Source organism: uncultured Megamonas sp., from assembly GCF_958438645.1.
Taxonomy (GTDB): Bacteria; Bacillota; Negativicutes; order Selenomonadales; family Selenomonadaceae; genus Megamonas.
In genome coordinates, this window is record NZ_CAUBSM010000002.1 from 22,332 (window position 1) to 37,681 (window position 15,350).

General features: G+C 34.8%; 14 protein-coding genes and 1 other annotated feature. Of the genes, 3 read left to right on the top strand and 11 right to left on the bottom strand.

The genetic code is table 11. The annotated features are described in order from the left end of the window. Positions 1-66: 66 nt before the first annotated feature. The 4 genes from Q5I67_RS02110 to Q5I67_RS02125 form a co-directional block, all read right to left on the bottom strand. Complete coding sequence (locus Q5I67_RS02110; RefSeq protein ID WP_296896844.1) at positions 67-897, bottom strand: pyridoxamine kinase; 831 nt, start codon at positions 895-897, stop codon at positions 67-69. Next, the gene (gene ilvD / locus Q5I67_RS02115) at positions 898-2,550 is read right to left on the bottom strand and encodes a dihydroxy-acid dehydratase (protein WP_302486204.1); all 1,653 of its coding nucleotides are present in this window, start codon (positions 2,548-2,550) and stop codon (positions 898-900) included. It abuts the gene before it with no gap. Between the two features lie 96 nt (positions 2,551-2,646). Further along, a complete protein-coding gene (locus tag Q5I67_RS02120) occupies positions 2,647-4,308 on the bottom strand; it encodes a 2-isopropylmalate synthase (protein ID WP_296896848.1) in 1,662 nt (553 codons plus the stop codon). 62 nt (positions 4,309-4,370) lie between these two features. Beyond that, positions 4,371-4,609 (bottom strand) — a binding site (T-box leader). Between the two features lie 84 nt (positions 4,610-4,693). Beyond that, positions 4,694-5,269: a hypothetical protein gene (locus Q5I67_RS02125; protein ID WP_302486205.1), complete on the bottom strand. Its 576-nt coding sequence runs from the start codon at positions 5,267-5,269 to the stop codon at positions 4,694-4,696. A gap of 326 nt (positions 5,270-5,595) precedes the next feature. Between Q5I67_RS02125 and leuC the strand changes: the two genes are divergently transcribed. Genes leuC through leuB form a run of 3 tightly spaced genes read left to right on the top strand, consistent with a single transcriptional unit; the run spans position 5,596 to position 8,430 of the window. Next, complete coding sequence (leuC, locus tag Q5I67_RS02130) at positions 5,596-6,858, top strand: 3-isopropylmalate dehydratase large subunit (protein ID WP_302486206.1); 1,263 nt, start codon at positions 5,596-5,598, stop codon at positions 6,856-6,858. A 1-nt stretch (position 6,859) separates the two neighbouring features. Next, positions 6,860-7,354, top strand: coding sequence for a 3-isopropylmalate dehydratase small subunit (locus Q5I67_RS02135; protein WP_008539526.1), 495 nt, complete (start codon positions 6,860-6,862; stop codon positions 7,352-7,354). Positions 7,355-7,362: 8 nt separating this feature from the next. Further along, positions 7,363-8,430, top strand: coding sequence for a 3-isopropylmalate dehydrogenase (leuB, locus tag Q5I67_RS02140; protein ID WP_296898627.1), 1,068 nt, complete (start codon positions 7,363-7,365; stop codon positions 8,428-8,430). Positions 8,431-8,563: 133 nt separating this feature from the next. Here the strand turns inward: leuB and Q5I67_RS02145 are convergent, their stop codons facing one another. The 7 genes from Q5I67_RS02145 to Q5I67_RS02175 form a co-directional block, all read right to left on the bottom strand. Next, on the bottom strand, positions 8,564-9,397 hold the full coding sequence (locus tag Q5I67_RS02145; protein WP_296898629.1) for an AraC family transcriptional regulator: 834 nt from the start codon (positions 9,395-9,397) through the stop codon (positions 8,564-8,566). A 344-nt stretch (positions 9,398-9,741) separates the two neighbouring features. Further along, a complete protein-coding gene (locus tag Q5I67_RS02150; protein WP_302486207.1) occupies positions 9,742-10,530 on the bottom strand; it encodes a putative hydro-lyase in 789 nt (262 codons plus the stop codon). A gap of 12 nt (positions 10,531-10,542) precedes the next feature. Beyond that, positions 10,543-11,901 carry an acetyl-CoA carboxylase biotin carboxylase subunit gene (accC, locus tag Q5I67_RS02155; RefSeq protein ID WP_296898632.1) on the bottom strand — a complete coding sequence of 453 codons (1,359 nt, stop codon included), beginning with the start codon at positions 11,899-11,901 and terminating at the stop codon, positions 10,543-10,545. Positions 11,902-11,944: 43 nt separating this feature from the next. Further along, complete coding sequence (accB, locus tag Q5I67_RS02160; RefSeq protein WP_296898633.1) at positions 11,945-12,370, bottom strand: acetyl-CoA carboxylase biotin carboxyl carrier protein; 426 nt, start codon at positions 12,368-12,370, stop codon at positions 11,945-11,947. Between the two features lie 17 nt (positions 12,371-12,387). Beyond that, entirely contained in the window at positions 12,388-13,386 is a 999-nt protein-coding gene (locus tag Q5I67_RS02165) for a biotin-dependent carboxyltransferase family protein (protein ID WP_302486208.1), read from the bottom strand. After that, positions 13,383-14,108 (bottom strand): 5-oxoprolinase subunit PxpB, encoded by a 726-nt coding sequence (gene pxpB / locus Q5I67_RS02170; protein ID WP_302486209.1) that lies wholly within the window; start codon positions 14,106-14,108, stop codon positions 13,383-13,385. The genes Q5I67_RS02165 and pxpB overlap by 4 nt, the downstream gene beginning before the upstream one ends. A gap of 22 nt (positions 14,109-14,130) precedes the next feature. Next, on the bottom strand, positions 14,131-15,327 hold the full coding sequence (locus Q5I67_RS02175; RefSeq protein ID WP_296898639.1) for an NRAMP family divalent metal transporter: 1,197 nt from the start codon (positions 15,325-15,327) through the stop codon (positions 14,131-14,133). Positions 15,328-15,350 lie beyond the last annotated feature (23 nt).

Here is a 15,350-nt window from a genome sequence, read left to right on the forward strand (position 1 = left end):
CAATAAATAAGCTTTAATTTTACCAATTAAAATCTTCAGTAAAATTAAAGCTTATTTTATACCTTATTATTTTAAATCAGTTAAATATTCTTCAAAACATAGACCATAATTCCATGGCACTTTTAAAGAATTAGTATATGCCATTGCTTTTCCCACAAAGTCTGCTGCTTTTTGTACGGCTTCAATTAAAGTTTCACCACGCACTAAACAAGCTGTTAAAATTGCTACAAAAGCATCCCCTGTACCTGAATGTTCTTCTGGTATTCGCTTATTAGACTGCATATAAGGATTTTTTCCACTCTCATAAATATAATTATAAACCTTATCTTCTTCTTCATTGACAAGACCTGTAATTACAATCTGTTTTACACCCTTATCTTCAATGGCTTTCGCCATCTTAAATAATTCAGTTTCAGTCGGCATTTTATCTGGATATGCTATATCCAATAATTGACAAACCTCAGTTAAATTCGGCGTTAAAACATCAGCTACATTCAATAATTGTCGCATTTTTAAACAAAGTTCTTCATTATAAGAAGAATACAATTTTCCACCATCACCCATCACAGGATCAACGACAAAAATAGTATTTTCCTTCTTAAAGCGTCTTGCAAATTCTAATACAAGCTCAATCTGGTCTTTAGAACCTAAAAAACCTGTCAAAATACCATCAAATTCTAGATTCAATGCTTGCCAATTATCCATATGAGCTTTCATATGTCTAGTGTAATCATCCATATAATGTACAGGAAAACCTGTATGTGCTGCCAAAATAGCAGTAGGCAGTGGACAAGCCTGTATCTTTAATGCTGATATCAAAGGCAATTGTACCGTCACTGAACAACGACCAAAGCCTGTTATATCATTGATTAAAGCAATTCTTTTTTGTCTTTTCACTTACTCTAAAACAGCTCCTGTGCTAGCAGATGTTGTAAGTTTTGCATAACGGGAAAGATATCCTGTTTTTACTTTTGGTTCAGGTTTTACCCAGTTAGCTTTACGTTTAGCCATTTCTTCATCGCTGATCAATACGTTTAATTTACGATTTGGAATATTGATATCAATGATATCACCATCTTCAAGATATGCGATTGGACCGCCAGCCATAGCTTCTGGAGATACATGACCGATACAAGCACCACGAGTAGCACCAGAGAAACGACCATCTGTGATGAGTGCTACTTTTAAGCCCATACCTGCGATAACAGCAGTTGGATTGAGCATTTCACGCATACCAGGGCCACCTTTTGGACCTTCATAGCGAATTACTACTACATCGCCATCTTTGATTTTACCACCAGTGATAGCTTCAATAGCTTCTTCTTCAGAATTAAAGCATTTTGCTGTACCTTTATAGCAAAGCATATCTTCTGTTACTGCACTAGCTTTTACTACTGCATAATCTGGAGCTAAATTACCCTGTAAAATAGCGATACCACCTGTTGGACGATATGGTGCTTCTACTGTTTTAATTACATCAGGACGTTGGATTTCACTATCTTTTATTCTATCACCTACAGTTCCTGTTACTGTGAGTGCATCTAAATGAATAAGGCCTTTTTTGCTGAGTTCATGCATTACTGCACAAACACCGCCAGCTTCATTTAAATCTTGCATATGGTGAATACCTGCTGGACTTAATTTAGTGATATATGGTGTTTTAGCACTGATTTCATCAAATAATGGAGCTGGAAGTTTAATACCAGCTTCATGAGCAATAGCTGTAAGATGAAGTACAGTATTAGAAGAACCACCAATACCCATATCTACAGTGATTGCATTTTCAAAAGCTTTCTGAGTCAAGATATCACGAGGTTTAATATCTTTTGCAATTAAATCCATGATTACATGACCAGCTTTTTTAGCAAGTGAAATTCTAGCACCAGTATAAGCAGCTGGAATTGTACCATTTCCAGGAAGGCCCATACCTAATACTTCAGTTAAAGTATTCATTGTATTAGCTGTAAATAAACCAGAGCAAGAACCACAACCTGGGCAAGCTTTTGCTTCTAAGTCATGCATTTCTTCTTCTGTGATTTTACCAGCTGTAAATTTACCAGCAGCTTCAAATGTTGTGCTTACGCTTACATCTTTACCTTGATAACGACCTGCAAGCATAGGGCCACCACTTACTACTACGCAAGGGATATTCAAACGAGCAGCTGCCATGAGCATACCAGGAACGATTTTATCGCAGTTTGGAATGAGTACCAAACCATCAAAAGCATGAGCTGTTGCTACAGCTTCAATAGAATCAGCAATTAATTCACGACTAGCTAAAGAAAATTTCATGCCAGGATGTCCCATAGCTATACCATCACAAACACCGATAGCTGGGAATTCAATAGGTGTACCACCAGCAGCAGCTACACCGAGTTTTGCAGCATCAGCAATTGTGCGTAAATGGATATGACCTGGAATTATTTCATTAAAAGCATTTACAATACCTACTAATGGTTTTTTTAAATCTTCTGGGCTATATCCCATAGCATTAAATAAAGCACGATGTGCTGAACGAGTTGCACCTTTTTTTACTAAATCACTTCTCATGAACAAACCACCTTTTCTATCTACATATAATATATAAACAATAAATTTATTATACTAACAGATTACTCATATATACAAATAAAATTACATCTTATATCAATCCATGCGATTAACTGCACTGATTAAAGCTTTTATAGAAGCAGTGATGATATCTGTATCCATACCAGCACCCCAATATGTTTTACCATCTTCTGCTGTAATACCAACATATGCCATAGCTCTTGAAGTTGCACCGATTTCCATGGCATGTTCACTATAGATCAAGTTATTGTATTTAAGACCAAATTCTTTTTGGATAGCATTACTTGCTGCATCAAAGCGACCATTACCCTGTGTTTCTACTACAACTTCATGACCATGTTCCATCAAATGTACATTACCTTTAAATGTGCCATCTGCTTGTTTATTCAAAACAAAATCAATCAATTTATATGGTTCTTCAACATTTACATAATTATCTTGGAAAATCTGATAAATTTCTTCTGGCATGAGTTCTTTATGTTTATGGTCAGATACACCTTTTACACAGTAACCGAAGTCTTCACGCATTTTCTTCGGCATATTAAGACCATATTTTTGTTCCATAACATAAGCTACGCCACCTTTACCAGATTGGCTATTGATGCGAATGACATCTGCATCATACTGACGGCCAACATCTTGTGGATCAATCAAGAGATATGGAACAGTCCAATGTGGTTCATCATTTTCTTCACGCCATTTCATGCCTTTAGCGATAGCATCTTGGTGAGAACCGGAGAATGCTGCAAATACGAGTTTACCAGCATATGGTTGACGTTCATATACATGCATACGAGTTACGCGTTCATACATTTCAATGATTTCTGGCATATTGGAAAAATCAAGTTTAGGGTCAACGCCTAAAGCAAACATATTCATAGCGATAGTGATGATATCGGCATTACCTGTACGTTCACCATTACCAAAAAGTGTACCTTCGATACGGTCAGCACCAGCGAGTAAGCCCATTTCAGAATCAGCAACGCCTGTACCACGGTCATTATGTGGATGAAGTGATAATACTACATTTTCACGATATTTAAGATTTTGAGACATATATGCTATCTGACTTGCATAAACATGTGGCATGGACATCTGCACTGTTGCCGGTAAATTGATGATAGCTTTTCGATCACTTGTTGGTTGCCATACATCTAAAACAGCATTACATACTTCTAAAGCAAATTCTGGTTCTGTTCCTGTGAAACTTTCTGGAGAATATTCAAAACGATAATTTGCCCCTGCTTGTTCTGTTAAATCTTTAAGTAATTTTGCACCATCAATGGCGATTTGTTTGATTTCTTCTTTAGATTTTCTAAATACTTGCTGACGCTGTGCTACAGAAGTGGAATTATAAACATGAACTATAGCATTTTTTACACCTTTTAAGGCTTCAAATGTTCTTTTAATAATATGTTCACGTGCTTGAGTCAATACCTGTACTGTTACATCGTCAGGAATTAAATCTTGTTCTACCAAGGTACGCAAAAATTCAAATTCAGTCTCAGAAGCAGCTGGGAAACCTACTTCAATTTCTTTAAAACCGATTTCTACAAGACGTTTATAAAATTCAATCTTTTCTTCCAAACTCATAGGAATAATCAAAGATTGATTGCCATCTCTAAGGTCTACACTACACCAAATTGGTGCTTTATCCACGTATTCTTTTTGAGTCCAGCTCATATCTACTGTTGGTGGCATAAAATAACCTTTGGTGTATTTATTAATATTCATCATTATGTATTCCCCCAATAACAAATTCTAAGATTTCTAAATAAAAAAAGCTTTCATCTCTAGAATTTAGAGACGAAAGCTATACTTACGCGTTACCACTCTGATTCATGTAAAAATCTTACATGCACTCATTTTAAAACTCAATATAACGGTCGAGTACCGACTTAACCTAATTATCTATATTCTAAGATGTTCAGCCAGCTATTCCAAGGTGAGTTCAAAAAATCATTCCTACTGTTTTGCACCAATCAACAGCTCTCTGTAAAGAAAAAACTTTTTTACTATTCCTTTTCTTCATATTTCACTTTTATAATTGTTTAATATTGCTGTTTAATACCTTATCATATAGCATAATTTTTTGCAAGTGTTTTGTATACAAATTTACATTTTATTTTAAAGAATTGACGTCTTTATAGAAATCTTTTACCGCTCGATTAAACATATCATAAGCATTTTTTTCATCTTCTCTTTTGTCAATTCTCTCAAAAATAATATTGCCATCTTTATCAGTCAATACAAATTTTGCTGAAAAATACTGCGTGTAATAATAATAACCTGGCTTTGTCACTGTTACTGGAATTGTCACCGAAGAAGTTTTTCCATCTTTACCTGTATGCGTGATAGTCTGGTTTTCAGTAACCTTTTCTTCATTTACCCAGCGTTTATTTGTTCCCCATGATAACATTTTCACGGATAATACCGCATCTGCTATTTCTTTATTATTTACAATTCTATATTTTTTTATATATTTTTCATTTTCATCTAAAGATTGACGAATTTTCAAATCTTCTAACTCTGAAAAAGATACATTATCTCCTTTTTCTACAACATCTTCAACGTAAATTTTTTGCACCTTATTTATATTATAATTATCAGCCTTCCATTCCGCTTTTTCGGCACTTGCCACCACCGCTGATAATAAAATACACATCATTACTAACATTGAACTTAAATATTTCTTCATTGCACCATCTCCTTTATATTGGTTTCATTTTAATTCATAGCCAAATTTTATCATAATTATTAGCAAATTCCAATAATAATATTTGTAAAAAATAGATATTTTTTATTCTTTTAGCAAAAACAAATTTCCTATACTGAAAATCAATTTATTTAATTGATTTATGCTAAGATAAAAAATATGTTCCTACGATACTATTTAAATCAAATATTCTCGATAATTCAGCTAAAAAGATTACTCTTGACAAAATTTTTCCACTTGTAATATCATATCTTTTAATGACATTGTTAATTTGTTAACTTAAAACAAACGATATTGGAGTGATTTTCATGGGTATGACTATGACCGAAAAAATTTTGGCTAAACATGCTGGAATTGCTGAGGTAAAGCCTGGACAGCTCATCAATTGCAAACTTGATATGGTACTTGCTAATGATGTAACTGCTCCACCTGCAATTAAAGAATTTGAAAAAATTGGCAAACCTGTTTTTGATAATACAAAAATAGCTCTTGTGCCTGACCATTTTACACCAAATAAAGATATTAAATCTGCTGGACTTGCAAAAATAGTTCGAGATTTTGCACATAAACACAATATTGTAAACTACTTTGAAATTGGTCGTGTAGGTATTGAACATGTAATTTTACCAGAAAAAGGCATTGTAGCACCTGGTATGGTAACTATTGGTGCAGACTCTCATACTTGTACATATGGAGCTTTGGGCGGTTTTTCTACAGGTGTAGGCTCTACAGATTTAGGAGTTGCCCTTGCTACTGGTGAAGCATGGTTTAAAGTTCCTGAAACTATTAAAGTCAATATCACTGGTAAAAAACCTAAATATATCTGCGGTAAAGATGTTATGCTCACTTTAATCGGCATGATCGGTGTAGATGGAGCTTTATATAAAGCATTAGAATTTGCTGGCGAAGGCGTCAAAGAACTCAATATGACTGACCGTTTAACAATTGCCAATATGGCTATTGAAGCTGGTGCCAAAAATGGTATCTTCCCTGTAGATGAAGAAACTCTCAACTATATCAAAGACCGTGTAACTAAACCATATGAAATCGTTGAAGCAGACAGTGATGCTACTTATTGTCAAACTGTAGAAATCAATCTTTCTGAATTAAAACCTGTAGTAGCATTTCCTCATCTTCCTGAAAATACTCACAGCGTTGAATCCATCAAAGAACCTATCACTATTGATCAGGTAGTTATCGGCTCTTGTACTAATGGACGTTTAGAAGATTTAGCCATCGCTGCTTCTATCTTAAAAGGTCATAAAGTACATCCTAATGTTCGCTGTATCATCATTCCTGGTAGCCAACAAGTATATCTCGATGCTATTCATAATGGTTATGTAGATACATTCATTGAAGCTGGTGCTGCTGTAAGTACACCAACTTGCGGACCTTGTCTTGGTGCTCATATGGGTATTATGACTGCTGGCGAACGTTGCGTATCCACTACAAATCGTAACTTCCGTGGTCGTATGGGACATGTAGACAGTGAAGTATATCTCGCTAGCCCTTATGTAGCTGCAGCTAGTGCAATTCTTGGAAAAATCGCAACTCCTGAGGAGGTAGAATAATATGGCTGAAAAATTAGAAGGAAAAGTTTGGCGTTATGGCGATAATATTGATACAGATGTAATCATCCCTGCTCGTTATTTAAACTCTTTTGATCCAAAAGAATTAGCTAGTCATTGTATGGTAGATATCGATGAAACTTTCGCTCAAAATGTAGTAGAAGGCGATATCATGGTCGGCGGTAAAAACTTCGGCTGTGGTTCTTCTCGTGAACACGCACCAATCGCTATCAAAGCTTCTGGTGTTCCTGTAGTAATCGCTAGCAGTTTTGCACGTATTTTCTATCGCAATGCTATCAATACTGGTTTACCATTACTTGAAATTGGTGATGATGTAGAAAAAATCCACGCTAACGATAAATTACGCGTTGATCTATCCACTGGTACTATTGAAAATCTCACAACTGGTGATACATTCCATGCTGTGCCACTTCCTGGCTTTATTCAAGATATTGCCAAAGCTGGTGGCCTCATCAACTACATTAAACAGAAGGGTTAAGATTATCTATGAGTAAAAAAATTGTAGTCATTCCTGGTGATGGTATCGGTCAAGAAATAACTGATAGTGCTGTTGCCGTTTTAAAGAAAGTTTCTGATAAATATAATTTAAATCTTGAATTTGAAAGTCATCCTGCTGGTGGTACTGCTTATGATTTATGTGGCAATCCACTTCCACAGACAACACTTGAAGCAGCTCAAAATGCTGACGCTGTGCTTTTCGGTGCTGTTGGTGGTCCAAAATGGGATAATGTAGAACCTACGCTTCGCCCTGAAAAAGCAGTTTTAGGACTTAGAAAAGGGCTCGGATTATATGCTAATCTTCGTCCTATCAAAGTAGCAGATGCTCTTGTTGAATACTCTCCACTCAAAGAAGAAATCGTAAAAGGTACTGATGTATTAATCGTACGTGAATTAATCGGCGGTATCTATTTCGGTGATAAATGTGAAAGTGAAATCTATGAAGGTAATGAACGTGCTTGGGATTTAGAAAATTATTCCGTTCCTGAAGTTAATCGCATTGTAGAATTTGCTATGCAAGCTGCTAAAAAACGCAAAAATAAAGTGACTTCCGTAGATAAATCCAACGTTTTAGCAACTTCTAGATTATGGCGTAGAACAACTGCTAAAGTAGCGGAAAAATATCCTGAAATCACTTTAGAAAATCTCTATGTAGATAACTGTGCTATGCAACTTGCCATCAACCCAAGCCAATTTGATGTCATTGTAACAGGCAATCTCTTTGGTGATATTTTAAGTGATGAAGCTGCAGTTTTAAGTGGCTCTATTGGTATGCTTCCATCTGCTAGTATCGGTGAATCCACTAGCCTTTATGAACCAATTCATGGCTCTGCTCCTGATATCGCAGGCAAAGGCATTGCTAATCCATTAGCTACTATACTTTCTGCTGCTATGCTTCTTCGTTATTCTCTTGATGAACAAGAAGCTGCTACTTGCATTGAACAAGCTGTAGATAAAGCTTTAGCTCAAGGATATCGCACACCTGATTTATATAAAGAAGGCTTCATCAAAGCAGATACAAAAACTATGACTGAAGCTGTATTAAATAATATCTAATATATATTTTATCTATAGATTTATTAAAAAATTTTATTGACAATTAACTTATCTTTTAATATAATTCTTGTGTTAGGACTTATATACATTCTTTACTCACCCCCTAGTGCATAACTAGGGGGTTTTTCTTTATTTATTCATGAATAGCTAATTGAGGATATTTTCGATAATTTAGCGGTGTATCTTTATATACTTTCTTAAAGTGATGACAAAAAGCTGAAGCATCATTAAATCCACAACTATAAGCTATATCAGCTATAGACATATTTCCGCCTTCTAATTTATTCATAGCTGTCTTCAAGCGGAAATTTAAAAGATATTTTTGCGGTGACATATTATATTCTTCTTTGAATAATCTATATAAGTATGTTCTATCTATTCCTAAGTAATTCGCTATATCTATGACACTGATATTTTTATTGTAATTTTCATATATATAATCTATGGCTTTTTCTACATGAATAGATTTTGCTTGTTGTTTCTTCATTTGAATTTTCATATGACCAAAAATATTATACAAACGACTCAATAATATATATTCGTTATTTTTATACTTGGAAAAGAAAAATATAAAATTAAGCATAGCTGTTCTGACTTCACCATTGCTCTTATCAAAAAACAATGGATTTACTTTGTCAAAACCGCTGTTATTTAACATATTTTCTACATCATAACCATCGATACAAATCCAACAATATTCCCAAGGATTATCTTTATCAGCTTGATAAACAGTCGTTATTCCTGGACGAATGAGAAACATAGTATCTTTTTCTATCTCATAGCAGGTATCATTCATCCATAATCTGCCTTTTCCTCTTGTTACATAATGGATTAAATAATGTTGACGTATAGCTGGACCAAAAGTGTGCATAGGACAACATATTTCCCAACCGCCATAATATAGATTTAAAGCTTTACTCAAATAAACAGGTGTATTAAATTCACTATAAATTTTTCTTATCTCCATAAAAAATCCCACCTATATCAAAAGTATTAATATAATAAATTATTTGCTCTATTTCAATTATATAAATTCTTTATTAAATTACAAGAAAAAAATCAAATCAATTTGCTTTTTTTATATTCTTATAGATTTAAAATCAAAATAACTGATTAATATATAAAAAATATAAATACTTATTTTCTCCAAAATGAGATTTATTTATAGAGTAATGCATTTTATTAAATATATATTTTCCTATTTGATTTTTATAAAAAAAGTAGTCAATAAAAATATATTAAATAAAAATAATTTATTTAAAAATATTTTTTAATTGACTACTTTTTATTATACTTGAAATTCTACATATTTTACATAATAGATAATTTAGAATTCAATATATCTGTAATAAACATATATCCAGGTGCATGAGTTATCATAAATTCTGGTTTTACAGCCATAGCTACAGCTTGCGGTGTCACCCCACAAGCCCAAAATACTGGAACTTCTCCAGGTTTTATTTCCGAACGTTCACCAAAATCCGGCTTATCTATATCTTTTATACCAATAGCTTCTGGATCACCAATATGCACAGGAGCTCCATGTACATATGGCATACGAGTCGTTATTTGCACAGCTCTTATAGCATCTTGCATTTTCATTGGTCGCATAGATACTACCATTGGACCATGAAATACTCCCGCAGGAATACATTCAATATTTGTTTTATACATTGGCACATTGTGATTATCTGTAATATGGCGTATTTCCAGACCAGCCTCAATCATTGGCCCTTCAAAAGAAAAACTGCATCCCAATAAAAAAGCCACCAAATCATCTTGCCAATATTTTTCAATATTGGTTACTTCATCTGTAAGCTCACCATGACGATAGATGCGATATCTAGGAATATCATATCTTAAATCAGCTTCAGGTGCTACCAATAAAGGAACAGGCGAACCTGCCTCGGTAACATCTAAAATAGGACAAGGCTGTTTATTACGCTGAGTGAATAATAAAAAATCAAATGCCAAATCTTTAGGTAAAATAGCCATATTAGCCTGAGCATATGGTGTACACATACCAGATGTTGGCATATCAAGTTCACCTTTACGAATTAAAGCTCTAACTTCTCTTGGTGTAGCTGTCTTTAAATCCATAAAATCACCCCATCAATATTTATTTAATATTTCCTCTAAATGTTCTTCAAGATAATTTGTATCTATTACAGCATTTTTAAATGCTTCTGTCGTTAATATTTTTTTCTGCAAATTAATAGTTGTATTTACCCCTTCAATTTTAAAATTAGATAAAGCCTCTTCCATTTTATCAATAGCTTCTGCTCTAGTCGGTGCCCATACGATTAATTTAGCTATCATGGAATCATAAAAAGGGGTGATTAAATAATCTTTATACATGGCACTATCCACGCGGATACCATTGCCAAATGGGGGCTTATATTTTGTGATGCGACCAGGACAAGGCATGAAATTGTGCAGCGGATCTTCGGCATTGATACGACATTCTATCGCCCAACCATTCATATGAATATCATGCTGAGTCCATGGCAATACTTCACCAGCAGCAACCATTATCTGCGTCTTAATCAAATCTGTACCCGTGACCATCTCTGTGACAGGATGTTCTACTTGAATGCGTGTATTCATTTCCATGAAATAAAAATTTCTATCTTTATCGACAATGAATTCTACCGTACCAGCTCCACTGTAGTTTACTGCTTTAGCCGCATTTACAGCAGCCTTGCCCATTTCTTTTCGCATATCCGGAGAAACTACAGGAGATGGTGCTTCTTCTATAACTTTCTGATGTCTTCTTTGTGTAGAACAATCTCTTTCACCTAAATAAACGACATTGCCGTGATTATCTGCCATTATCTGAATTTCTACATGACGAGAATGTGTTAAATATTTCTCTAAATATACACCAGCATTGCCAAATGAACGCTCTGCCTCTTGAGCTGCTTGGCGAAGTGCTTTCACAAGGTCGGTGCTATCTTCTACGACACGCATCCCTTTGCCACCGCCACCAGCCGTCGCTTTTATGAGCACAGGATATCCTATTTTTTCTGCTGTCAATCGTGCTTCTTGTTCATCATGAATTAAATCTTGTGTACCTGGAACAACTGGCACACCAGCTTCTTGCATTGTTTTACGTGCTACCGCTTTGTCGCCCATTTTGCGAATAGCTTCGCCACTAGCTCCAATATAAGCTATATTATAATTTACACAAGCATCAGCAAAATCTGCATTCTCTGCTAAAAAGCCATATCCTGGATGTATGGCATCAGCTTTGGCAGCCTTTGCCGCTTCGATAATGCGAGAAATATCTAAGTAACTTTTTTTGGCTTGAGATGGCCCTATACAATAAGCTTCATCAGCTAAACGAACATGAAGAGCATCTCTATCTGCTTCTGAATAAATAGCTACTGTATTAATGCCTAATTCATGACAAGCACGAATTATCCTCACCGCTATTTCTCCACGATTAGCTATTAATACTTTTTTAAACATCGACACTAATCCTTTCTATTCTTAGCAAATTATAAACTGTTTATCATACAGTTTTAACTTTGAATAAAGGCTGTCCAAATTCAATGAAATCGCCATCTTTTACAAGGATTTCTGTAATCTCGCCTTCTACTTCTGCTTCAATTTCTGAGAATAATTTCATTGCCTCTAAAATACAAACTACTGTATTTGGTGTTACCTTAGAACCAACTTTTACAAAAGGCTCTGATTTGGGATCTTGAGCACTGTAGAAAGTTCCTACCATAGGAGCAGTTATTTCTACAATCTGTTCTCCTGTCTTGGCTGGAACAGCTACAGGAGCTACAGTGTTTATCGTAGGCATGACTTCATTTGCTACCATGCCAGCTTTTTCCATCAAAATTTTGCCATCTTCATATTTTAACTCTAATTTATTTAATGATGATTCCTCTATGACTTTAACTAATTCTTTGATTTCTTCTAATGATAACAATGAAATAACCTCCAAAATTATAATTTTCCTGCTACAGCAATTTTTAAATTACTGATACATTTTTCCATTTCAATATATAAACGCTCAGCTTCTTCATTACTAATCAATTTAAAATAAATTCTATCACCTGGTTTTAATTGTGCTATTCTAGCCACATCTACGGCAGCTACTTGACCAATGACTGGATATCCTGCTGTTGTCTGATGGTCTGCCATCAATATGATAGGATTGCCATCAGGTGGTACTTGAATAGTACCAAGACTTGCCACTTCTGAAATCATTTCCAATGGATGATTTAATTCTAATTTAGCTCCACTCAAACGATATCCCATACGATCAGATTGAGTTGTAATCAAATAATCAGTGGCACAAAAATCATATTTAGCTTTCTCGCAAAACTCATCATATTGCAACCCTGCCATCACGCGAATAGGCTTTCTGAGATTTTCTTGAGATGTATGCACCTTACTGATATACCATTTAGCATGAGCATATGAATGTGCACCGCGTGATAATAAATTTATCATCATTTGTTGACCATATTCACTTGGTTCATTTGTGCTCAATAAATCACCTTTTTGTAAAGCTCTACCACAAACCCCACCAATACCAGCTCGCAAATATGTGCTTTTACTACCCATTACTTTTGGTACGTCATAACCACCTGCTATTGCTAAATATGCTCTTGCTCCCACTTTACAAGATGTAAATTTCAAAATAGCTCCCGCTTTTACAGCTACAGGACGAAGTGTTTGTACCTTTTGACCATCAAGTACAGGACATAAATCACCGCCAGTGATAGCAATAAGTGTATCTGAGGTAAATTCTATCGTTGGCCCACGGAGCGTAATCTCCAAAGCAGCTTCATATTCATCATTGCCTACCAAAATATTTGCCATACGCAATGAATACATATCCATAGCACCAGAAGTTATTATCCCCATTTTTTGATAGCCATATCTTCCTGCATCTTGCAAGGTAGTCATCAACCCTGGACGAATAATTTTCAAACTCATTTAGACTCACCATTCCTCAATGCTAAATATTCTTGTTCACTAATAGCTACAAATTTTACAATATCTCCAGAATTCAATAAACTTGGCTCAGTCTCATTTTCTGGTCTAAACATTTCCACAGGTGTTCTACCTATAATCTGCCAACCACCTGGCGTACTTATTGGATAACCACCTGTTTGATTTCCAGCTATACCAATACTTCTCGCTGGAATTTGCAATCTAGGTGTAGTCCTACGAGGAGTCGCAATGCGTTCATCCATACCACCCAAATAAGGAAATCCTGGACAAAAACCTATCATATACACTAGATATTCTGGCTTGGTATGAATAGAGATTACCTCTTGTACTGATAGATCATTATACTCTGCTACAAACTCAATATCTGGCCCATATTCTCCTCCATAGCAGACAGGTATTTCTACCACTTTAGCTTTTTTTTGAGGAAAATTCTCTGCTTTTTGTATATAATCTTTAATTATTTTTATCACAATTTGCAATGCTGATTTATCTTTATTTTGCAAAGCATTTTTTCTAACTACAAAAGGATTATAATAAACTGCTACGCTTGTATAAGAAATCACATATTCTTGCATACCCACAAAAGGATGCATTTGTAAATAATCAGCTAAAGTTTTTATCTTGCGATGTATCTCTGGCGATATAGTATCACCAAAATTCACCAATAAGCCTGTTTCACCTAAAGGCTTTATTTTAAATTCCATACTCAAAATAGCACCTCATTAATCAACTAAATAATTTTGGCAATTGTTTCATTATAGTCAATACACCCATATAAGCTGTCATAGCGACAACAATGATACCAAATACGCTCATCCAAATAGGATGTTTATAATCACCTACAACAGATTTTTTGTGTGCTGCAATGATCATTACCAATAAAGTAATCGGTAAAATAAGGCCATTTAATGTACCTACAACAATAAGTGTCTTTACAGGTTGACCTACAAAAGCAAATACTACTGTAGAAAATACAATAAAAGCAATAACGAACCAACGATAATTATTTTCTACTTTAGGACTAAAACTGCGAATAAAAGATACTGAAGTATATGCTGCACCAATTACTGAAGAAATAGCCGCTGCCCACATAACTACACCAAATAATTTATAACCAATATCGCCTACAGCTAATTTAAATACAGAAGCTGGTGGATTGGCTGGATCTAAAGCAAAACCATTAGAAATTACACCTAATGCAGCTAAAAATAGAAATACACGCATAATACCTGTTACACAAACACCAGTAACAGAACTTCTTGTAATCTGTGGTAAAGCCTGTTTACCTACAACACCTGCATCAATCAAGCGATGTCCACCAGAAAAAGTAATATAACCACCTACTGTACCACCTACTAAAGTAACAATCGCAAGTGGATCAATAACATCAGGCATAAAAGTTTTAGAAATAGCTTCACCTACTGGAGGTGCTGAAGATATTGCTACATACAAAGTCAATATAATCATAATAAATCCAGCTATTTGCGTAAACTTATCCATGAGTTTGCCCGCTTCTTTGAATAAGAAAATAGATATAGCGATGATCGCACTGATAATCGCTCCAGTAACTGTATCTATGCCAAAAATTACATTAAAGCCTAAACCAGCACCAGCGATATTACCAATATTAAAACCTAATCCGCCCATTACAATCAATAAAGATACCAAATATCCCAAGCCTGGCATAACCATATTTGCTACATCTTGCCCACGTTTTCCAGAAACGCCAATTACACGCCAAACATTTAGCTGAGCACCAATATCTAAAATAATAGAAATTAAGATAACAAAACCAAAACTAGCTAATAAAGTTTGTGTAAATACTGTCGTTTGCGTCAAAAATCCTGGACCAATTGAAGATGTAGCCATTAAGAAAGCCGCACCTAAAAGTACACTCCAATTGAAATTACTTTTACTATTCATTAACAATCATTCCTTTCTGTATA